The sequence below is a fragment of the Cryobacterium sp. RTC2.1 genome (genome assembly GCF_035018685.1).
Lineage (GTDB): Bacteria > Actinomycetota > Actinomycetes > Actinomycetales > Microbacteriaceae > Cryobacterium > Cryobacterium glucosi.
Genome location: NZ_JASJXJ010000062.1, coordinates 1 through 19824 on the forward strand (window position 1 = coordinate 1; position 19824 = coordinate 19824).

A 19824-nucleotide genomic window follows, 5' to 3' on the forward strand; every position below is an offset into this window, starting at 1 on the left:
CGGGCAGACCTGGTGGGCCGCGTCGAGCATCTCCTGGGCGACGACGGGGTCGACGCCGGGCAGCTGGGCCTCGATCGTGACCTCGAAGTCGAAGCCGGTGGCCATTCCGCCGACGAGGTGCACCTCGAGCGAGACGGCGGAGTCGGTGACGTTGACCTTGCGCTGGCGGGCGACGCCCTTGAGCGCGTTGTGGAAGCACGCCGCCCAGCCGCTCGCGAAGAGCTGCTCGGGGTTCGTGCCCGCGCCGCCGTCGCCGCCCATTTCGGCCGGAATGGACAGGTCGAGGTCGAGCTTGTTGTCGCTCGTGACGACCTTGCCCGTTCGTCCGCCCCAGGAAGTGGCGGATGCGGTGTAGACGGCGGTGCTCATTGTGTCTTCTTTCGTGGTGGGCCGGGGCAGACTGGGGGTGGCCCTTGTGGAAGTGCTTCGTATTCGAAACAACTAGGAGCGAGTCGTGAGTATTCCCCCATCGGGCAGTGCGAATCCGGGCGATCCTGAGCGGATCGGCCCCGCCCCGAGTGTGTCGCCCGCGGAGATGCGCGCCTGGGCAGCCATCGTCGAGACCGCGAACATCGTGCAGTTCGCCGCAGACCGCCAGTTGCGGGATGCCGTGGGCCTGACCCTTGCCCAGTTCGAGATCCTGCTCCGGCTCCTCGAGGCGCCAGAGGGGCGGTTGCGGATGACCGACATCGCGGACGCGCTGACGGTGTCCCGCAGCGGGCTCACCTACCAGGTCGCCCGGCTCGAGGCCCTCGGGCTCGTGGAGCGACGCCCGTCACCCGGCGACGAACGTTCCGTCATCGCGCACATCACCGCAGCGGGCCGGGCGGCACTCGCCGCCGGCGGACCTGGTTACGTCACGCTCGTGCGTGAGATGCTCTTCGACCGCATCGGGCCGGAGGAACTCGCGACGGTCACCGAGATCCTCGGCGACGTGCGCGCGCAGCTGCGGTCACGTCCGAAGCGGTCGGCGTTCCGGCGTTCCCGCGGCGCTGTCGCTGCGGGGGATTGACCCCCCGGCGCCGCTCACACGGTCGGGATCAGCTCGGTGCGGGGGCACGGCTGCCCGCCGACGAGATTGAGGCAGGACGCGAACACGGAGGGGTACGGTTCACTCAGCGAGGATCCGAACCAGGTGTTGTAGAACAGCCAGAAATTCAGGTTTCCGTGCGTCGAGCATCCGCCGCCATCGCCGTTCGTGTCGGCGAGTGCCGCGGCATCCGGCTGGTACGGGGTGTAGTTGTACAGGTTCGCCGTGGCCTGGTTGCGGATCTGAACCGTCGCCGCGCCGCACGCAGCGTCGGGGTTGTACGCGACGCTGACCGCGCCGACCTTGTAGGCGCGTTCGGGCTCCTGGGTGTACTGCCGGAACTGCCACGCGGCCCGGTAGACCTGGTTGAAGAAGCCGAAGTACTCCGCGGCGCAGTCGGCGGTATCCGGGCAGCCGTAACCCGTCGCCCGCAGGTAGCCGGATGCGCTGGGCCGGGTCAGCAGGGACTGTTCCTTCTGCAGCAGCACGAGGAGAACCCGCGGGCTGATCGTGCAGGCCGCGGCGACCTTCTCGATGATCGTGCTCGCACGCTCGTTCGGCTCGCCCGCGTACGCAGCGCAGTGGCCGGGGCCCTGCGCGGGTTCGGACACGGTCGACTCGCGGTACTCCCAGAGGCACGGCGACTCGTCGCGTCGCACACAGTTCCGGCCTTCCAGGAAGGACTGCACCTCGTCGGTCGTCATCGCATTCGGGTTGAAGAAGTTGTAGTCACTGATCAGGGCGCCGGCGTCGAAGACGGCGGGATCGGAGGGCGCCGTCCGCGGCACGACGACCGAGCGCACGAGGAAGCCGCCGGCCACGATCGCGGCGACCGTCGCGACGGCGATGAGGATTCGTCGCTGGGAGGCGCGGAGAGGCATGACTCCACCCTAACCGGGCTCGGCAAACGATCGGGGCCGGAGAGGTGCCAGCGCCAGGGCTGACGCGGGGCTGACGGTGCGGGGTGGCCGCGACGGTTTTTCTCGCGGTCGGGGGTGTTTTCCGTCGCGCCCCCTTTGCCGGGAGTAGCGTGGGAGCATGTCAGGCATCGATGCAGACCAGTCTCCAGCTCCCACGGGCAGTATCGTCGTCGGGCACGACGGCTCCGACTATGCGAACCATGCGCTCGCGGTCGCCCTCGACCTCGCCGGGCCGCTCGGCGCATCCGTCGTCGTCGTCCGGGCCTGGTCGATCGACACGGCCCCACGCCCGGCCGACTGGAAGTTCGGCTATGTTTCGCCCCTCACCGACTACGCCGGTGCGGTACGGGAGAAGCTCGAGGCCGATGCCGGGCCGATCGCGGCGCAGCATCCGGGAGTGCCCGTCGAGTACCGGGCGGCGTACGCGACGCCGCTCAGCTGCCTGATCAGCGTTTCCCGCGGGGCACGGATGCTGGTGGTCGGCTCCCGCGGGCGCGGCGGCCTCGCAGGGATGCTGCTCGGGTCGGTCAGTGAACAGTGTGTGCGACACGCGGACTGCCCTGTGCTCGTGGTGCGGCCCGGCGTACCGGCCTGAGACCGACTGGGGCCTGAGGCCGGTCATGTGCAGGCGTCAGGCGTGCGTGCGGAGCATTCGGACGATGTTCGTCTCGGCGGCGACCGCCGTGGTGCGATTCTCCTCGAGCCAGCCGGCCAGTTCGGCGGCGGGGAGGGCGCGCGCGTACAGGTAACCCTGCACCCCGTCGGCGCCGAGTGATTCGAGGAGTCGTTGCTGCTCGATCCGTTCAATCCCCTCTGCGACCGTCGTGATACCGAGCTGCGCGCACAGCCGTACGATCGCCTCGATGACTGAACGGTCGAAGGCATTCGTCAGGGCGCCGGCGACGAAACTCATGTCGATCTTCACGATGTCGACGGGGAGCGCGCGCAATGACGTCAGGGAGGCATAGCCCGTGCCGAAGTCGTCGATTGCGATCCCGACGCCGAGCGCTCCGATCGCGCGGAGGCGGCCGATCGCGGAGGGAGAGTCCAGTACGACGGTCTCGGTGAGTTCGATGATGAGATCCTTCGCGAGGGTCCCGGTGTCGGCCAGGCAGCCGATGATCGAGTCGACGAACCCCTCGCGGTCGAGCTCGTGGGCCGAAACGTTCACGTGCACGGCCATCGGCGCTCCAGGATTGGCCGTCCGCCATGCCGCGGCGTCGAGGCAGGCGCGTCGCATCACGAAAGCGCCGATACCGATGATCGCTCCGGTCCGCTCGGCGATGTCGATGAAGTCACCGGGGAGGAGCAGGCCGCGTTCCGGGTGTTGCCAACGGACGAGGGCCTCGACGGCGGTGCACTGCAGCCCGGGGAGATCGAGGATGGGCTGGTAGTGCACGACGAGCTCGTCGGCGGCCGCCGCGGCCGCGAGCTGCCATTCGAAGGTGACCCTGGGATTGTCCACGCGGAGGAGGCCAGGCTCGAAGACCTGGACGCGGTTCTTGCCATTGGCCTTCGCCGCGTACATCGCCACGTCCGCCTGGTGAACCAGATCCTCGATGTCGATCCCTGCTGCTGCTGTGGCGATGCCGATGCTGACGCCGACCTGCGCGGTGTTCCGCTCGAGGGTCACCGGTTCGGCGATCGACCTGCCCAGGGCTGTGGCGATGCCGAGGGCATCGGAATCACTCTTGCCGGACAGGATGATGGCGAACTCGTCGCCACCGAGCCTGGCGCAGATGGCAGTGCTCCCGGTGTTTGACCGCATCCGCTCGGCGACCTCGATGAGGAGTTCGTTTCCGGCCCGGTGTCCGAGAAGGTCGTTGACGTCCTTGAAATCGTCGAGATCGAGGAAGAAGATGTGGACGCCGCTGGCATCGTCGACCGTGCCCAGGATCGCGGTGAGCTTGGCCATGAACGACGCACGGTTGTTGAGACCGGTAAGCGGGTCCGAACTGACCTGGACCGTGAGCTCCCCCTGGACCGTACTGTTGCGGAGGGCGAGCGAGACCTGGTTGGAGAGCGCCCGGACCGATACGAGGGCCTCCGCCGGGATCGTGCCGGGGGCTCCCACAAGAATCCACGTATTCGCCTGGGCATTCGAGGCGAGGCAGGCCCACGCCAGGGGGGTGCCGACGGCTGCATCGAGTGGGAGGGAGTCGAGGTCGGTCGCGTTGGCGTCTGTTCCATTGGTGGCAGACGTGATGACGGTGCCGGGCAGTTGCGCAGGCAGCGAGTCGAACTGGCCGGTCGCGCCGTCGACGCGCAGGACAGGGCCGTCGCGCATGACCCGCAGGACGCGCAGTCCGGGGGTGGCGAGGCAGAGTTCCTGCGTCGCAGCCCAGCCGATGACCAAGATATCCGCCTCGTCGAGGATACCGAGCAGCAGGGAGCCGGTCGCTGCGAGCTCCCGGTCGCGTCTCATCGACTGTTCGCGTGACAACAGCACGATGCTCAATTGACGCACGATCACGACGGTGAGGAACAGTGTGGGAATCGTGCCGAGGATGATGGCGGGTGAGGTCATGCCGGTGGTCCCGTTCACAGGGCCCCACAACACAACAGTGGCGACGAGCGCGAGCGCGTACAGGGTGCAGCGGACAAGAGACCTGAGCGTGGAGCCGTAGAGTCCACGCAGCCAGATGGCACCGAAGATGATCCCGAGGGCGATCATCGGGTCGGGCAGCGTGAGTCCGAGACCGACGAACGCGACGAAGTCGATCACGTCGAGCGCGAGCGGAACCCGCCTGTGGACAAACCCATAACACCAGGAGGCGATGAGGACGGCCCCGGCCACGAGCGCGATGAGAAGCACCCCATCGGTATCCGAGGCCACGATGGTCGGCACGGTGAGCAGGAGCGAGGCGACCGCAAACCAGGTGAACAGCCACCGGGTGCCTTCCGTCATGCCGTCCGGCCGACGGAACGGATTCCACAGCGTGAAGAAGAAGGGGTGGTGATCGTGTCTCGCGGTCATGTGAGGCCGGGTCCTGTCCTTGTGTAGGCCGGCGAACCCGAGGGTCCCGTGCCTTTGCGACCCCGCCTTGCGACGGGTGTGCCTGTATGAGACCGCAGGGATGGGTGCTCCCTCACACACGGCAAGCCTAGTCGCCCCTCTCTGCGGACCTTTCCGGTCGAGAGTGCCCTGTGCACTGGGCACTTTCGACCGGAAAGGACCACCCAGCTGCGTCGGGTAAACTCGAATGTCGGATTTGAGGGGTGTTTCGGTGGTCGACCTGGAGCTTGAACGGGAACAGAACTACGTGGCAACGCTGTACGCGCGTCTGGACGCGCTGCAGCGGGAGGCCGAGGACCAGCTGACGGCGGTGCGGTTGCTCGACGTCGGCGGAAATCATCAGACCCGCTCCGAGCGGGACACCTTTGCGCGCCTCTACGAGGACCGGATCGTGCAGTTGCGGGAGATCGACGACCGGCTGGCGTTCGGCCGGCTCGAACTGGCCGCGGACGACGCGAGCGGCGACTCCGTGTTCCGCTACATCGGCAGGGTCGGGCTGCGCGACGAAGACTTGCAGCCGATGCTGCTCGACTGGCGGGTGCCGCAGGCGAGCGCGTTTTACCAGGCGACGGCCGCGACCCCGCTGGGAGCCAGGGCCAGGCGCCACCTGCAGTCCAGGGGGCGGACCATCATCCGGATCGAGGACGAGATCCTCGACGCCGAACGCCTCGGCAGAGAACCCTCAGAACATCAGGGGGAGGGAGCGTTGCTCTCCGCGCTGACCGCCCAGCGCACCGGGCACATGCCCGACATCGTCGCGACCATCCAGGCGGAACAGGACCGGATCATCCGCTCTGACCTCGCCGGAGTGCTCGTCGTCCAGGGCGGGCCGGGGACGGGGAAGACCGCCGTCGCGCTGCACCGTGCGGCGTACCTGCTCTACACGCATCGCGATCGCCTGAAGCACAACGGGGTGCTCATCGTGGGGCCGTCCCGCTCGTTCCTGCAGTACATCGAGGCGGTGCTGCCGTCGCTTGGCGAGACCGGGGTGGTTCTCTCAAGCGTTGGACAGCTGTACCCGGGCGTCGAGGCGACCCGCGAGGACGTCCCCGCCGTCGCGGCGCTCAAGGGCCAGGCTTTCATGGCCGCGCTCATCGCCCATGCGGTGCGCTCCCGGCAGCGGATCCCGGTGGGGACCCGTCAGCTCGAGGTCAACGGCGACAAGATCACCCTGGCCCCGCAGCTCGTGGCGAACGCGATCGCCAAGGCGCGCGAGGGCGGCAAGCCGCACAACCTCGCGAGGGTCACCTTCGTGAAGACCGCGATCGGCGCGCTCGCGCGCGACTGGCTGCGCCAGCTGCAGCAGGGCGGCGCCTCGATGGACGAGTCCGACCTGCCGATGCTGCGCGAAGACCTGCGGCTCGCCCAGGACGTGCGCGTCGCGCTCAACACCGCGTGGCTGCCGCTCACCCCCGAGAAGCTCGTGCAGGATCTCTACGCGCGCCCGCAATGGCTCGCCGAGCTCACCCCGGGCTGGAGCGCGGAGCAGAGGGCGCTCCTGCACAGGGCCAGGGACGCCGAGTTCACGATCGCCGATATCCCGCTGCTCGACGAGGCGGCCGAGCACCTCGGCGAGTACAACGTCGTCGACGCCGCCCAGAAGCGCGAACAGAAGGAACAGCGCAAACGCGACATCGAGAATGCCGAACTCGCAATCGCGAACATGGACGTGAAGGGTCTCGTCAACGCACGCGCCCTGGCAGACAACTTCGCCGAGCTCGGCGACCGGGCCACGACCGCCGAGCGTGCGGCCGTCGACCGCACCTGGACATACGGCCACGTCGTCGTCGACGAGGCACAGGAACTCTCGCCGATGCAGTGGCGGCTGCTGCTGCGCCGGGGGCCGCGCCGGTCGTTCACGGTCGTCGGCGATATCGCGCAGGCCGCATCCGCCTCGGCATCGGGCAGCTGGAAGGAGGCCCTCGCGCCCATTCTCGACGCCTCCCTCGAGGCCGGGCGCTGGCGCCTCGAGGAACTGACCGTGAACTATCGCACACCCCGCCAGATCGCGACCGCGGCCGAGGAGATGGCGATCGCGCACGGGCTGCCGGTGACGCCCTCGCGGGCGGTTCGCGCGAGTGAGTGGCCGATAACCGTCGAAGCGGATGTCGCGGCAGCGGTTCACCGCGAGCGCGCGCTGCGTGCGGGCGGTACCCTCGCCGTGATCGCTGCCGATGCGGCGCTTGAGGCCGTCGGGGCGGAGCTCTCGGCGGAGTTCGGGGACCGGGTCGGTCTCGGCGCCCTCGGGCTCGGCAGGGAGATCGCACTCCTCGGGCCTCGCGACGCGAAGGGCCTCGAGTTCGACGCCGTGATCGTCGTGGATCCCGCAGGCATCGTGGCCGCCTCGGAGCGCGGGGCCGGATCGCTGTACGTCGCCATGACCCGCGCGACACAGCGCCTCTACCTCGTCGCCGACCTGAACTCCGCGCTGCCCGCCGGCCTCACGCGCTGACCCCCCACGCGCTGACGGCGCTGAGGTGTCGCAGATCGACGTTCCCGGGCCTCGGGAACGTCGATCTGCGACACTTCAGATGGAGAACGGGGTCAGGGGCTGGGCGCCTCGAAGTAGAGGTGGGCGTGCGCCCGGCATCCGTCGTTGAAGGGCGCCGCGCAGTGCGGGCAGCGTGTCGCGGCACGGTAGTCGGTGATGCTCAGGGTGCGGAGGCAGGCTCCGCAGAGGATCGCCTGCTCCGCCCAGAGCGCGACCGGCCACTGCCGCGCCGCATGATCGGCCGCGGCGGCGTGGCAGAGGTGGCAGGGGTAGAACCGGCGGCAGCAGTAGAACCGGATCGCGACGACATCCGCCGCCGTGTTGTAGTGAACGCACCGCGTCTCGTCGTCGACGGTCTCGCCGAACACCCCGAGGTCGGTCGTGCCCGGCTGTTTTCGGCCCGGTGGCTGCACCAGCGGCCGCCTACTTCTTGGCGGCTGCGGTGACCTGGTCCTGGACGAAGGTGGAGAACACCGTCGCGTCGGTCAGGGAGCCGGTGTAGGCGACGCCGTTGACGAGCACGGTCGGGGTTCCGGCGACCTTGGTGAGGGTCGTCGAGTTGGGCAGCGGGCCGGCGAGGGCGCGCTTGGTCGCATTGCCGACCCAGGACTTGAAGGCACCGTCAGTGATGCACTTCGTGATGCCGGCGTCCGTGGCTCCCGCGGTCGTGACCAGGCTCACAAGTTCCTGATCCGTCAGGCCGGCGGTGCTCTCAGCGGGTTGCTGGGCGAACAGGGCGGCGTTGACGGCCGGGAATGCGGCGGGCTGGTAGTTGGCTACGCACACGGCGGCGTTCGCTGCCCGGGTCGAGTACTTCGTCCCGGCCGAGTTGGCGTCGAGGATGGAGATCGGGTGGTACTCGAGCGTCGCGTTGCCCGCGGTGACCCAGGAGTTGATCGCGGTGCCGTTGGTGGTCTCGAACTGGCCGCAATAGGGGCACAGGTAATCGGCGTAGACGACGATGTTCGCAGTGCTCGTGAGCTTGGTCTGGTCGGTCGCGACCGGCGTGGCGTCCGCGGCGAGGGCGGCCGTCGGGACGGCGGTGATGGTCGTTCCGTCGCCGGTGAGCAGGACCCCATCGCTGGCCATGTTCAGCGGGCCGGCGGCCGCGGGGCCGTTGCTGTTCACGATGACGAGGGCGACGACGACGGCGATCGCAACCAGTCCGGCACCGATGCCGCCGCGCAGGAACAGCTTGTTTCGCTTGTCCTTCTTCTGCTGGGCTTCACGCATCAAGCGGGCGCTCTCCCGTGCCGCATCGCGGCGGTCCTTCTTCGGGGGCGTGCCTTTGCCGGGGAGGTTGCTGTTCATAGACCCTGTACACCGTTTCGTCGCGAGTGACTTATCGAATCTAGGTTAGGCCGTCCACCTCCACGCCCCGTGCCATCGGGCTGGGAGCCAGCTGTGAGGAGGGTTAGAACCAGGTGCTGAGGTGCGGCGGCTGCCCGGAGCGGAATGCGGCGTCGACCTGCGTCGCGGCATCCTCCGTGTGCTCGGTGACCCTGCCGGCGCGGCTCAGCACGACGGCGCTCGGGCCGCCCAGGTAGAGGGCGGAGAGGGCGGCGACCGAGAGGCTGAGGTGGGCCGCTCCCGCCGGGCTGGCCTCGCCCGCGGCGAGCGGATGCGCCGAGCCTGCACCGTCTGGAGAGACAGTGAGCAGGAACTCGCCCCCTGCGATGCCGAGGTCGTCGGAGACATCGAGGAGGAAGACGCCCGGTGCGGCGTATCGGCGGTGCTCGAGTGCGGCAGGCACGTCGAGGAGGCGCAGCCAGAGGTGGTCGCGTTCGGCGGAGGCGCGCACGGCCCGGGGGTTCTCGAGCTGCCAGACGAGGGGCTCCGCGATACTCCGGAGCGGGGCGGAGACCTCTCCGATGAGGTCGAGGTCGAGCAGGAAGCGCCAGAGTGCTGTGTATGCCGCGTCGGTCGCCGCGACCAGGTCGACGACGTCGAGCCGACCAGGGTAGGCGTCGCCCTCGAGCGTGACGCTGTAGACCGCGAATCCCTGCGGTCGGCCTGTCGGGTCGTCGAAGCGCACCGTCTGCCGCGTCGGGGTGGCGGCGGTCGTCGGGGCCGGGGCTGCCGCCTCGGACGGCTCGGCCAACGCGGGGGTCGTGAATCCGAGGATCTGGTCCCAGAGGCTGTCGCGACGGTCGACGTCACCGGCGCCGCGCCTTCTGGCGGCTTCGAAGATCGCCGGGGCGTCGTGGCGCAGCGATTCGGGGGAGACGAAGTGCAGCCGCCCCGTGCCCGCCGGGGCCGCCGGGGCCGGCCGGGCGTCGCCGGTGGTGATGGTGATGCTCGCCTGGTGCGCGGCCGGCCCGAACCCGTACCGCGCGTAGATAGTGGCCTCCGACACGGTGAGCATGGCGAGTGGCAGGCCGAGCCCGTGCGCGGTGCGGAGCTCGGCGGTGAGCAGGGCGCGGGCGAGGCCTCTGCGGCGGTGCGTCGGCGAGACGGTGACCGAGCTGATCGCCCAGGCGGGCAGTGTGCCGCCGCCGGGGACGCTCAGGCCCATCGGCCAGGACCGCACCGTCGCGACCGGGGTGAGCGGATCGGCAGCGGTCGCGTCGAGGACGGCCGTGACGCGATCCCCTGCGGTGTTCGCCAGGCGGCGGACGAGTTCGTTGTCGTCGGGCGCGCCATCGTGGAAGCCGCGCGCTGTCGCGCGGTGCCAGTGTCGCCGGGCCTCGGTGTCTGCGGCGTCGATCAGGCGCAGTTCGAGGCCGCCGATCGCGAGCAGGGCCGCCGATTCCTCGTCGATGGGCGTGCGTGCGAAGTCGGGTGCCGTGTAGTCGTTCACGGCCCTACTGTACTGGCCGGGGACCGGCCGGAGTCAGCTCGCGACGGTCCCGGCTGGCGTTCCGGGCCCGGGGACCGGAGGGACGAGCGCTCGTGCGACGGCCGCGCGGCCGACGGCGGCGAGGGACTCCGGCCCCGCCTCGGAGCCGATCTCGCCGCGTGGCACGGTCGCGAAGCCGAGGGAACGCTCGCCGAGCACGATCACCCGGCCGCCGCCGGCCTCGAAGGAGCGCAGCTCGTCCGTGAGCGGAGTGCCGTCCGCGCCATCGGGGAACGGCGGTCCGGCGAGGATCAGGATCCGGGGGCGCTGCCCGCGCAGGGATCGGACGAGTGCGAGTTCACGGTCGGGATCGCCTGCCGTGACGGTCACCGTGACGGTGAGTCCGGCATCCGCTGCCGCGTCGATCACGCCGGATGCCAGGAATGCGTCGCGCGGGTCCGCGATGTCGGTGACGACAAGGGCGACCGTCCGGGTGCTTCCCGTGGCAACGGCCTGCGCCGAGAGGTTGGGGGTGTAGCCGAGCTGGGCGGCGGCCGTGAAGACCCGGTCGCGGTAGTCCCCGTTGACGGTGCGGGTGCTGCCGTTCAGGGCACGCGACGCGGTGGCGAGGGACACGCCAGCCGCGGTGGCCACGTCGAGCAGGGTGGGTAGCCTGGATGACGGACTCATCGGTCCATCCCCTTCCTGGGGACTGGCGGGCCGGTTCGCGGTTCGGGTCGCGGTTCGGCAGGTGCTTGTCATTGTGGCACGCCGGGCGCGGGGAAGGCGTGTGCGGGCCTGAGACTCTCCTGCGGAACCGGGAATTCCCCCCCGGTTGCGGGGCGACCGGGGGGAATTCTGCCTGCCGGCAGTGGCTGCCGGGCGTTCGGAACCTAGTTCAGCGCGAGTGCCGACCACGAGACCGGCGGCAGGATGACGGTGAGGACCCCTTCGGTGAGCAGCACGCCGTCGAGGGGCTTCAGGCCGACCCGATTCTGGTCGGCGAGTGTGTTCCTGGCGTAGACATCCGCATCGTGCAGGGTGACCGCTTCGGTGAGGAGCGTCGCGTCGAGGCCGGAGACGTCGATCGACACCTCGATCGACTCCGTCTGGCTGCGGTTCACGAGGAAGACGGCGGATGCGCCCGTCTCGGCATCGAAGGTCGCGACGGCGTCGACGAGGGGCGCTGCACCGTAGAGGGCCGTGTCATAGGTCCCGGCATCGATCCGGGGCTTCAGCACGACGCCGCGGGCGAGCCTCGAGGTCACCGAAAACGGGAAGAACGTGGTCTGGCGCCAGCTCGCCCCGCCCGGCTCGGTCATGATCGGCGCGATGACGTTGACGAGCTGCGCGAGAGAAGCGGATCCGACCCTGTCGTGGTTCTGCAGGAGCGTGATCAGCAGGTTGCCGAGCACGACGGCGTCGGCGACGGAGTAGACGTCCTCGAGCTGCCGCGGCGCGTGGCGCCACTCCTCGTTGACCTCCTCCGAGGCCTGGTGCTCGTCGAGGTACCAGATGTTCCACTCGTCGAAGGAGAGCTGGATGGTCTTCTCGCTGCGGAGCTTGTACTTGACGTGGTCCGCCGTGGCCTTCACCGTCTCGATGAAATAGGTCATCTCGAGGGAGGACGCGAGGTACGAAGCGAGGTCTCCCTTGCGCTCCTGGTAATAGGCGTGGCAGGAGACGTAGTCGACGTACTCGTAGCTGTGCTCGAGCACGACCCGCTCCCACTCCCCGAAGGTCGGCATCGCAGAACCGGAGGAGCCGCAGACGACGAGCTCGAGGCTCTTGTCCGCGGTCTTCATGGCGGATGCGGTGCGAGCCGCGATCTTCCCGTAGTCGTCGGCAGACATATGGCCGATCTGCCAGGGTCCGTCCATCTCGTTGCCGAGGCACCACATCCGGATGTCGTACGGCTCGACCGCGCCGTTCCGGATTCGCTGCTCGCTGAGCGCGGTCCCGTCGGGCTGGTTGGCGTATTCGAGAAGGTCGAGGGCGGCGTCGATGCCGCGGGTGCCGAGGTTGACGGCCATCATCAGCTCGGAGTCCGTCAGGGCGCACCAGCGGGCGAACTCCTCGAGGCCGACCTGGTTGCTCTCGAGCGAGTGCCAGGCGAGGTCTCGGCGCACCGGTCGGTCCGCGCGCGGTCCGACGCCGTCCTCCCACTTGTACCCGGAGACGAAGTTGCCGCCGGGGTAGCGGATGGTCGTCGAGCCGAGCTCCTTGACGAGGTCGACGACGTCGAGCCGGAACCCGTCGGCGTTGGCGGTCGGGTGGCCGGGTTCATAGATGCCGTCATACACGCACCGGCCGAGATGTTCGACGAAGGAACCGAAGATCCGGCGGTTGATGGGTGCCACGACGGCTGAGCGGTCGATGACGATTGTTGCCTGTGTCACGCGAGGAAAGTCCTTTGGAATCGAGATGGGTGGAAGAGGTGCGGATGCTTACTTGACGCTGCCGAGGGAGAGCCCGCCCTGCCAGTACTTCTGCAGCGTGAGGAAGGCGATGATGAGCGGGATCACGGAGACCAGTGCTCCGACGATGACGATGGTCCAGAGCGACTGCCCGCCGGTGTTGACGCCGGCCTGGGTCTGCAGGGCGCCGAGCCCGACCGTGACGGGGAACAGGTTCGGGTTGGAGAACATCACGAGCGGCAGGAAATAGTTGTTCCAGGTGCCGACGACGCTGAGCAGCAGCACGGTGACGAGGGCCGGGCGGAGCAGGGGGAGTGCGACGCGGAAGAAGATCCGCAACTCGCCGGCCCCGTCCATCCTTGCGGCGTCGATCATCTCGTCCGGGATCGCATCCTGGGTGTAGACCCGCATCAGGTAAACGCCGAAGGGATTGAGCATGGACGGCAGGATCACCGCCCACATCGTGTTCGTCAGGTGGGTCGCGCTGAACATCACGAACATCGGGATGACGAGGGCCGTCGCGGGGACCATGACCGAACCGAGCACCAGGGCGAAGAACGGGGTGCGCCCGGCGAAGCGGTACTGCGCGAAGCCGTAGCCGGCGAGCACCGAGATGACGGTCGCGCCGATGCCGCCGGTGAGGGCGTAGAGGAACGAGTTGCCGAGCCAGTGCCAGTACAGCCCGTTCGAGTACGTGAACAACAGCTGGATGTTGTCGATCAGGTTGAACTTCCCGAACCAGAGCGGGCTCGTGTCGCCGCTGAAGAGCGTCGCCTGGTCCTTGGTGCTCGCGACGATGAGCCACCAGAACGGAAGCGCGAAATAGAGGATGAGGCCGACGAGGACGAGGTGCGGCAGGACGCGACGCCCGCCGGCCCGGCTGGCCTCGCGGGAGGCATGGGACCGCCGCTTCTCCGGTCGCGGTGAGGTGGTCGAAACGAGCACGGTCATGAGTTCAGTCCGCTCTTTTTACGGGTGAAGTGCAGGAAGATATAGGAGCCCACGAAGACGACGAGCCCGAGGGCGAACGAGATCGCCGAGGCGTAGTTGAATTGCGAATAGGAGAACGCGAGCGTGTATGCGTAGATGTTCGGCGTGTACGAGGCGGTGATCGATCCCGACGCCATGCTCCGCAGGATCTGGGGCTCCGTGAAGAACTGCAGGGTTCCGATCAGGGCGAAGACCAGGATCAGGACGAGCGAGGACGAGATCATCGGGATCTTGATCCGGAGCGCGGTCTGCCAGGCGTTGGCGCCGTCGATCTTGGCCGCCTCATAGATCGAGGTGTCGATGCCCTGGAGCGCCGCGTAGATGATGATCATGTAGTAGCCGGCCCACTGCCAGGTCACGACGTTCACGAGGCTGCCGAAGATGTTGTCCGGCGACAGCAACTGCGGCGCGTTGAGGCCGAACCAGCCGGCGACCTCTGCGGCGGGGCCGAAGCTCGGGCTGTAGAGGAAGCCCCACATCAGGGCGCCGATCACGGCGGGAACCGCGTAGGGAACGAAGATCATCAGCCGGGAGAACTTGGAGAACCGGCTCGTGATCGAGTCGAGCAGCAGGGCAGCGCCGAGCGAGACGAGCATCTGGATCGGGATCAGGATGATCGAAAACCGCACGACGAGCCAGACACCCTCGAGGAAGAGAGGATCGGTGAAGGCCTTGGCGTAGTTGTCGAGGCCGACCCAGTGCGTGCCCGTTGCCACGGTCTTGTTCTGCAGACTGAGGATGAAGGCGTAGACGAGGGGCGTGAGGAGGAAGAGCACCAGGAAGACGGCGAAGGGGGCCACGAAGAGCCACCCCCAGCGTGCACGCCGGGCGCTGACGCCCGATCCGAGCCGGCCGGGTTTTTTCAGGAAAGCACGGTCCGGGGTGACGGAGCGTCTCTCGATGGTTGAGGACAACATTGTTCCTTTCCAGGGGCCGGGGGGGGGGGGGGGGGGGGGGGGCGCCCCCCCCCCCCACCACCGTGGGTCCGGGTTATTTGACCGTGTACCCCTGTGAGGTCGCGTACTCCGTGACGGCCTTCTGGTACGTCGCGAGGGCATCCGCCGGCGTGGCGGCACCGCTCGAGACCGAGTTGACGGCCTCGGTGAGCTTGTCGTACGCGAGGTTCTGGAACGGGCTGACCTGGAAGCCGCTGTAGTCGTTCGCGGCGGCGAGGAAGACGTCCTTGTTGATCTGCTGGCCGCCGAAGAAGTCGTAGGCGCGATCGGTGAAGTACGAGGAGGTCAGGATCGGCTTCCAGAGCGGGAAGAGTGCGGCCTTTTCAATGCCGAGCTTCCAGGCCTCTTCGGTTCCGAAGATGTCCTTCGCGACGGTCGCGGCGGCATCCTTGTCCTTGGCCTGGCTCGTCACCGAGAAGGCCGATCCGCCAATGTTGACCTGCTTGGGCGTTTCGCCTGCCCACTGCGGGATCGGGGCAGCCTGCCAGACGGCACCGCTCTCGGCGCCGGTGAACCCGGCGAGGTAGCCGGGCAGCCAGGCCGCCGCGATCGTCGAAGCGTATGTGCCGTCGACGAGGTGCGTGTTGTAGTCGGTCGTCGACGCGTCCTCTGTGCCGACAAGGCCCTTGGAGACCAGGTCCTGCCAGTAGGTGAGGACCTTGAGGCTCGCGGCGTCGTTCAGGTCGACCGTGACGTTCGTTCCGTCGACGGTATAGGGAATCGAGCCGGCCTGCGCGAAGAGCGCCTGCTGGTATGCCCGGCCATTGCCGGCGAAGTCGGTGATCATCGAGGTCGATCCGGCATCCTTGAGGGCCTGCGCGGCGGCCGCGTATTCTTCCCAGGTCGTCGGAACCGCGATGCCGTACTTGTCGAAGATGTCCTTGCGATAGAGCATGCCGACCGGTCCGCCGTCGACGGGGATGGCGTAGACGCCTGCCCCGCTGGACTCGTCGGCCCAGGCGCCCTCGGAGTAGTTCTGCTTGATGTCGGCCGTGTAACTCGTCAGGTCGGCGAGGGCGTCCCGCGGGATGTAGCTCTGCACGACCTCGGTCTCGAGCATGATGACATCGGGAGCACCCGAGCCGGCCTCGATGGCCGTCGAGAACTTGGTGTACTCGTCATTGCCCGCACCGACGTTGGTCCAGCAGACCTGCACCTTGTCATGCGTGTTGTTGAACAGGTCGACGACCGATTCGAATTCGGGATACCACGCCCAGACGTTGACCACGGTTGCGGCAGAGTTGACGATCTTGTTTTGGCAGCTTGCTTCGGCCGCCCCGGTTGAGCAGCCGCTGAGCGTTGCGGCGAGCATGATGGCGACGCCCCCCGTTGCCAGAATCTTTTTCACTTGTGTTGGTCCATTCCCGGTGTGCAGACACCCTTGTCTCGGTATTGGCGACGGGATCCGCTGAGCCGATCGCATCGTTTACATCGTTGTAAGTAAACGATGTAACTAGATTCTGTCGAGGCGGACATCGATTTGTCAAGCGGTCTGACCCAGATCGTTACAGGCTGCCGTGATCAGGCCGGATCCCGCCCACCGCCTGCCATACAACGTTGTACTATGCGAGGAGACGAACGCTGCTGCGAACGTCGCCCGAATCGGAAGGGGCTCCATGGCGGCAACACTGCACGATGTGGCACAAATCGCCGGAGTCTCGATCAAGACCGTCTCCAACGTGATCAACGATCACCCCCACATCCGCCCCGCCACCAAACAGCGGGTGCTCGAGGCCATCGCCGAGCTCGACTACCACCCCAATCTCTCGGCACGCAGCCTGCGTTCCGGACGGACGGGCATGATCGGCCTCGCCCTCCCCGAGTTGTCCCTGAGCTACTTCGCCGAGCTCGCGGATGCCGTGATCCGCTCGGCGGAGCGCCATGGCGTCACCGTCCTGATCGAACAGACCGGGGGAGACCGGGACCGGGAGATCGGCCTGCTCTCGAGCCCCCGGCGCCAGCTCACCGACGGCCTGATCTTCAGCCCTCTCGGCATGGGCAACGACGACGCGGACTTCCTGCGGGTCGGCTACCCGCTCGTGCTGCTCGGGGAGCGGATCTTCAACGGGCCGACCGACCACGTCACGATGCGCAACGTCGATGCCGCGAGGGCGGCGACCGAACACCTGATCCGGCGGGGACGGCGCCGGATCGCGGTGGTCGGTGCGCACGAGGGCGAAGTGATCGGCTCGGCCGGCCTGCGCCTGCGCGGGTACCGGGAGGCCCTCGAGGCCGCCGGAATTCCCTTCGACCCCGCCCTGATCGGGTTCACGACCCTGTGGCACCGCTCGAACGGCGCCACAGCGACGCGGGAGCTGCTCGCCTCCGGCGTGGAGTTCGACGCCGTGTTCGGACTCAACGACACCCTGGCCCTCGGCGCCATGCGCGTGCTCCAGCAGGCTGGGCTGCGCATCCCGGAGGACGTGGCGCTGATGGGCTTCGACGATCTCGACGAGACCCGGTACAGCCTTCCGACGCTCTCGACGGTCGATCCCGGGAGGGCAGAGATCGCCGAGACCGCCGTGCGGGTGCTGCTCGAACGGATCAATGCCACCGCCCCGGAGGCGCCGAGAGAGTTCCTGGCCGACTTCCGGGTGATCGAGCGTGAGTCCTCGGAATCGCGCGAACCGGTGACCGTGCCCGGGGCATCCGAAGAGCGAGGACAGGAATCATGACGAGCGAGACCACGACGGCGGGACCCAACCCCGCGCCGAGCGGCGAGCAGTACGAGATCGCGGGACACGGCTACCGCGCGGTCGTGACCGAGATCGGCGCGTGCCTGCGCCTGCTGCAGTACGAGGGGCGCGACCTGGTCGTGAGCTTTGACCGGGACGAGGCCATGGTCGGCTTCCGCGGCGCTCTCGCGGCACCCTGGCCCAACCGGATCGCGGACGGTCGCTACCCGGTAGACGGAGTGGCCGTGCACGTGCCGGTCAACGAGCCGTCGCGGGACTGCGCGCTGCACGGGCTCGTGTTCGACCGGGCCTGGCGGCTGCTCGCGCACGCTCGCGGCGAGGTCGTGCTCGGACTCAGGCTGCCCGCCGGTCCCGGCTATCCCTTCCAGCTCGACTTCACGGCCCGGTACGCGCTCGCCGCGGATGGACTGACGACCACGATCGAGGTGTGCAACTCCGGAGCGGGCACGGCGCCGTATGGCGTGTGCCCGCATCCGTACCTGCGCGCGGGGGATTCCCCGCTGGACAGCTGGACGCTCAGGCTTCCGGCCGACCGGTTCCTCGAGGTCACACCGGACCGGCTGCTGCCGGTCGGAGTCGTCGACGTCGCGGCCGGCGACGGTGCCTTCGACTTCCGGGAGCCCCGGGTGCTGGGTGCGACGGAGATCGACCACGCGTTCACGGGCATCATCCAGGACTCCGGCGGGCGCGCGACACTCGAACTGCGGGAGGCCGACGGACGCGGTGTGGCCATGAGCTTCGGGCCGGAATGCCCGTGGCTGCAAGTGCACACCGCGGACCTGCCGCTGCCAGGGGTCACCCGGCTCGGCCTCGCGGTGGAACCGATGACGTGCCCTCCTGACGCGTTCAACTCCGGCATCGACCTCGTGCGTCTGGCGCCAGGAGACACCCACGAGGCGAGCTGGCGGATCAGCGCGCTCTGACCCGGCAGGCGGGGTGGGTCGGAGCAGGTGGGTCAGACGCGGTGGGCGGCGTACTGCGAGCGGATGACGGGGCGGAAGTCGATCGCCGGCTCCGCCGCGAGCGAGATGCGCCACTCCGGTCGCGCTCCCGTCAGCGCCCACGCCGCCTGCACGGCTGCGCCGTCGGCGACATACTCGCCAGGGGCCGGAACGACGACGGGGTTGTCGAAGAGCTGCGCCGCGATGCCGCGGACGGCCGGGTTCTGCGCCGCGCCGCCGATCAGGAGCACCCGGGAGACGACGACACCCTGGCCGCGCACGGCCTCGAGGCCGTCGGCGAGCCCGCAGAGCAGGCCTTCGATCGCCGCGCGGGCGAGGTTCGGCCGGGTGGTCGAGGCGAGGGTGAGCCCGAAGAGGGTCGCGGTCGCGTTGGGCAGGTTCGGGGTGCGCTCGCCTTCGAAATAGGGCTGGAGCACGAGGCCGTTCGCGCCGGCCTCCGCCTCGAGGGCGAGTCGGCCGAGCTCGTCGTGGTCCACGCCGAGGAGTCCGCGCACCGCGTCGAGCACGCGCGCGGCGTTGAGCGTCGCGACGAGCGGAAGGAAGAGCCCGCTCGCGTCGGCGAACCCCGCGACCGTGCCCGTGGCATCCGTTGCCGGGGTCGCGGTCACCGCGAAGACGGTGCCGCTCGTGCCGATCGATACGATGACGTCGCCGTCGCCCGCTCCGAGGCCGAGGGCGGCGCCCGCGTTGTCGCCGGCGCCGACGCCGACGACGATGCCGGCGGGTACCCAATTCGACGGGGATTCCAGGTCGGTGAACGATGCACTGGTCGTCTCAGGTGTCGAATCGGCACGATCTCCGTCGAATTCGTCAGGGGAGGCGAGGCTGAGTGCGACCGTCTCTCCGGCGATCTCACCCGGGCCGAGCACGCGCGGCAGCACGGCCGCGTGCCCGAGGGCGCGCTCGAAGAGGTCGAGGTCGTAGTCGCCCGTGATCGGCGACCAGTAGCCGGTGCCGCTCACATCGGAGCGGTCCGTGGTCAGCGCCGTCAGGTCGGGGCCGAGAGGGCTCTCGTCGGCCGGGCCGAAGCCGCGCAGCCGCCAGGTGAGCCAGTCATGGGGGAGCGCGACCGCGGCGACGCGCGCGGCGTTGCCCGGTTCGGCGTCGCGCAGCCAGCGCAGCTTCGTCGCTGTGAACGACGCGACCGGCACGAGGCCGGTGCGCTGGGCGTATTCGGCGGCGCCGACCTCGTCGATCAGCTCTGCGGCTGCGGGGGCGCTACGGGTGTCGTTCCAGAGCAGGGCCGGGCGGATAACGCGGCCGTCGATGTCGAGGACGACCATGCCGTGCTGCTGGGCCGCGATCGAGATCGCTGCGACATCGCCCAGTCCGCCGGCGTCGGCGACGGCGGCCTGCAGGGCCTCCCACCACTTCTGTGGGTCGACCTCGGTCCCCTCCGGATGCACGGCGCGACCGCTGCGAACGAGCGCACCGGTTTCCGTGTCACGAACGACGACCTTGCAACTTTGGGTCGAGGAATCGACTCCGGCAACCAGTGACATGACTACATTCTCCGCTTCGAGAGGGGGTGGGGTGCGAGTGAGGACGTGCGGGCGCGGCGTGCGCG

At 68.7% G+C, this 19824-nt stretch carries 17 protein-coding genes and 1 riboswitch; of the genes, 5 read left to right on the forward strand and 12 right to left on the reverse strand.

The annotated features are described in order from the left end of the window. A partial coding sequence (locus tag QN357_RS09640) for an Ohr family peroxiredoxin (RefSeq protein ID WP_323504811.1) occupies positions 1-369 on the reverse strand: 369 nt, incomplete at its 3' end. A gap of 85 nt (positions 370-454) precedes the next feature. Between QN357_RS09640 and QN357_RS09645 the strand changes: the two genes are divergently transcribed. After that, positions 455-1012 (forward strand): MarR family winged helix-turn-helix transcriptional regulator, encoded by a 558-nt coding sequence (locus QN357_RS09645; protein WP_323504812.1) that lies wholly within the window; start codon positions 455-457, stop codon positions 1010-1012. A 14-nt stretch (positions 1013-1026) separates the two neighbouring features. On the opposite strand, the gene QN357_RS09650 is transcribed toward QN357_RS09645, so the two are convergent. After that, positions 1027-1911 (reverse strand): hypothetical protein, encoded by an 885-nt coding sequence (locus tag QN357_RS09650; RefSeq protein ID WP_323504813.1) that lies wholly within the window; start codon positions 1909-1911, stop codon positions 1027-1029. Between the two features lie 157 nt (positions 1912-2068). On the opposite strand from QN357_RS09650, the gene QN357_RS09655 reads away from it, so the two are divergent. Continuing rightward, entirely contained in the window at positions 2069-2545 is a 477-nt protein-coding gene (locus QN357_RS09655) for a universal stress protein (protein ID WP_134446797.1), read from the forward strand. Positions 2546-2581: 36 nt separating this feature from the next. Here QN357_RS09655 and QN357_RS09660 read toward each other — a convergent pair whose 3' ends face one another. Beyond that, positions 2582-4927 carry an EAL domain-containing protein gene (locus tag QN357_RS09660; protein ID WP_323504814.1) on the reverse strand — a complete coding sequence of 782 codons (2346 nt, stop codon included), beginning with the start codon at positions 4925-4927 and terminating at the stop codon, positions 2582-2584. Between the two features lie 19 nt (positions 4928-4946). Continuing rightward, a riboswitch (cyclic di-GMP riboswitch) is annotated at positions 4947-5020 on the reverse strand. Between the two features lie 133 nt (positions 5021-5153). On the opposite strand from QN357_RS09660, the gene QN357_RS09665 reads away from it, so the two are divergent. Further along, entirely contained in the window at positions 5154-7418 is a 2265-nt protein-coding gene (locus QN357_RS09665; RefSeq protein ID WP_323504815.1) for a HelD family protein, read from the forward strand. Positions 7419-7510: 92 nt separating this feature from the next. On the opposite strand, the gene QN357_RS09670 is transcribed toward QN357_RS09665, so the two are convergent. The 8 genes from QN357_RS09670 to QN357_RS09705 all read right to left on the reverse strand — a co-directional run bounded on the left by QN357_RS09670 (position 7511) and on the right by QN357_RS09705 (position 15947). Continuing rightward, entirely contained in the window at positions 7511-7870 is a 360-nt protein-coding gene (locus QN357_RS09670; protein ID WP_323504816.1) for a CHY zinc finger protein, read from the reverse strand. A gap of 10 nt (positions 7871-7880) precedes the next feature. Continuing rightward, positions 7881-8768: a DsbA family protein gene (locus QN357_RS09675; protein ID WP_134446811.1), complete on the reverse strand. Its 888-nt coding sequence runs from the start codon at positions 8766-8768 to the stop codon at positions 7881-7883. A gap of 103 nt (positions 8769-8871) precedes the next feature. Beyond that, positions 8872-10257, reverse strand: a complete 1386-nt coding sequence (locus tag QN357_RS09680) for a GNAT family N-acetyltransferase (RefSeq protein WP_323504817.1) — start codon at positions 10255-10257, stop codon at positions 8872-8874. A 33-nt stretch (positions 10258-10290) separates the two neighbouring features. After that, positions 10291-10926 carry a LacI family DNA-binding transcriptional regulator gene (locus tag QN357_RS09685; protein ID WP_323504818.1) on the reverse strand — a complete coding sequence of 212 codons (636 nt, stop codon included), beginning with the start codon at positions 10924-10926 and terminating at the stop codon, positions 10291-10293. A 203-nt stretch (positions 10927-11129) separates the two neighbouring features. Continuing rightward, positions 11130-12635 carry an alpha-N-arabinofuranosidase gene (locus tag QN357_RS09690; RefSeq protein WP_134446817.1) on the reverse strand — a complete coding sequence of 502 codons (1506 nt, stop codon included), beginning with the start codon at positions 12633-12635 and terminating at the stop codon, positions 11130-11132. A 48-nt stretch (positions 12636-12683) separates the two neighbouring features. After that, positions 12684-13604: a carbohydrate ABC transporter permease gene (locus tag QN357_RS09695; RefSeq protein ID WP_134446819.1), complete on the reverse strand. Its 921-nt coding sequence runs from the start codon at positions 13602-13604 to the stop codon at positions 12684-12686. Further along, positions 13601-14560 carry a carbohydrate ABC transporter permease gene (locus tag QN357_RS09700; RefSeq protein ID WP_134446821.1) on the reverse strand — a complete coding sequence of 320 codons (960 nt, stop codon included), beginning with the start codon at positions 14558-14560 and terminating at the stop codon, positions 13601-13603. Before QN357_RS09700 ends, QN357_RS09695 begins: the two co-directional genes overlap by 4 nt. A 73-nt stretch (positions 14561-14633) precedes the next feature. Continuing rightward, positions 14634-15947: an ABC transporter substrate-binding protein gene (locus QN357_RS09705; RefSeq protein ID WP_166787286.1), complete on the reverse strand. Its 1314-nt coding sequence runs from the start codon at positions 15945-15947 to the stop codon at positions 14634-14636. 268 nt (positions 15948-16215) lie between these two features. Here QN357_RS09705 and QN357_RS09710 point away from each other — a divergent pair, with 268 nt between their 5' ends. Both QN357_RS09710 and QN357_RS09715 read left to right on the forward strand, forming a co-directional pair. After that, entirely contained in the window at positions 16216-17274 is a 1059-nt protein-coding gene (locus QN357_RS09710; protein WP_134446825.1) for a LacI family DNA-binding transcriptional regulator, read from the forward strand. Continuing rightward, a complete protein-coding gene (locus QN357_RS09715) occupies positions 17271-18218 on the forward strand; it encodes an aldose 1-epimerase family protein (RefSeq protein WP_323504819.1) in 948 nt (315 codons plus the stop codon). The genes QN357_RS09710 and QN357_RS09715 overlap by 4 nt, the downstream gene beginning before the upstream one ends. Positions 18219-18250: 32 nt before the next feature. Here the strand turns inward: QN357_RS09715 and QN357_RS09720 are convergent, their stop codons facing one another. Then, positions 18251-19759 carry a xylulokinase gene (locus tag QN357_RS09720; RefSeq protein WP_323504820.1) on the reverse strand — a complete coding sequence of 503 codons (1509 nt, stop codon included), beginning with the start codon at positions 19757-19759 and terminating at the stop codon, positions 18251-18253. Positions 19760-19824 lie beyond the last annotated feature (65 nt).

What these genes read in the sequence shown, in the direction of transcription:
- QN357_RS09650 (WP_323504813.1), bottom strand. Translation starts at nt 1,911, where the DNA reads ATGCCTCTCCGCGCCTCCCAGCGACGAATCCTCATCGCCGTCGCGACG.
- QN357_RS09685 (WP_323504818.1), bottom strand. Translation starts at nt 10,926, where the DNA reads ATGAGTCCGTCATCCAGGCTACCCACCCTGCTCGACGTGGCCACCGCG.
- QN357_RS09700 (WP_134446821.1), bottom strand. Translation starts at nt 14,560, where the DNA reads ATGTTGTCCTCAACCATCGAGAGACGCTCCGTCACCCCGGACCGTGCT.
- QN357_RS09665 (WP_323504815.1), top strand. Translation starts at nt 5,154, where the DNA reads ATGTCGGATTTGAGGGGTGTTTCGGTGGTCGACCTGGAGCTTGAACGG.
- QN357_RS09655 (WP_134446797.1), top strand. Translation starts at nt 2,069, where the DNA reads ATGTCAGGCATCGATGCAGACCAGTCTCCAGCTCCCACGGGCAGTATC.
- QN357_RS09675 (WP_134446811.1), bottom strand. Translation starts at nt 8,768, where the DNA reads ATGAACAGCAACCTCCCCGGCAAAGGCACGCCCCCGAAGAAGGACCGC.
- QN357_RS09715 (WP_323504819.1), top strand. Translation starts at nt 17,271, where the DNA reads ATGACGAGCGAGACCACGACGGCGGGACCCAACCCCGCGCCGAGCGGC.
- QN357_RS09710 (WP_134446825.1), top strand. Translation starts at nt 16,216, where the DNA reads ATGGCGGCAACACTGCACGATGTGGCACAAATCGCCGGAGTCTCGATC.
- QN357_RS09695 (WP_134446819.1), bottom strand. Translation starts at nt 13,604, where the DNA reads ATGACCGTGCTCGTTTCGACCACCTCACCGCGACCGGAGAAGCGGCGG.
- QN357_RS09660 (WP_323504814.1), bottom strand. Translation starts at nt 4,927, where the DNA reads ATGACCGCGAGACACGATCACCACCCCTTCTTCTTCACGCTGTGGAAT.
- QN357_RS09720 (WP_323504820.1), bottom strand. Translation starts at nt 19,759, where the DNA reads ATGTCACTGGTTGCCGGAGTCGATTCCTCGACCCAAAGTTGCAAGGTC.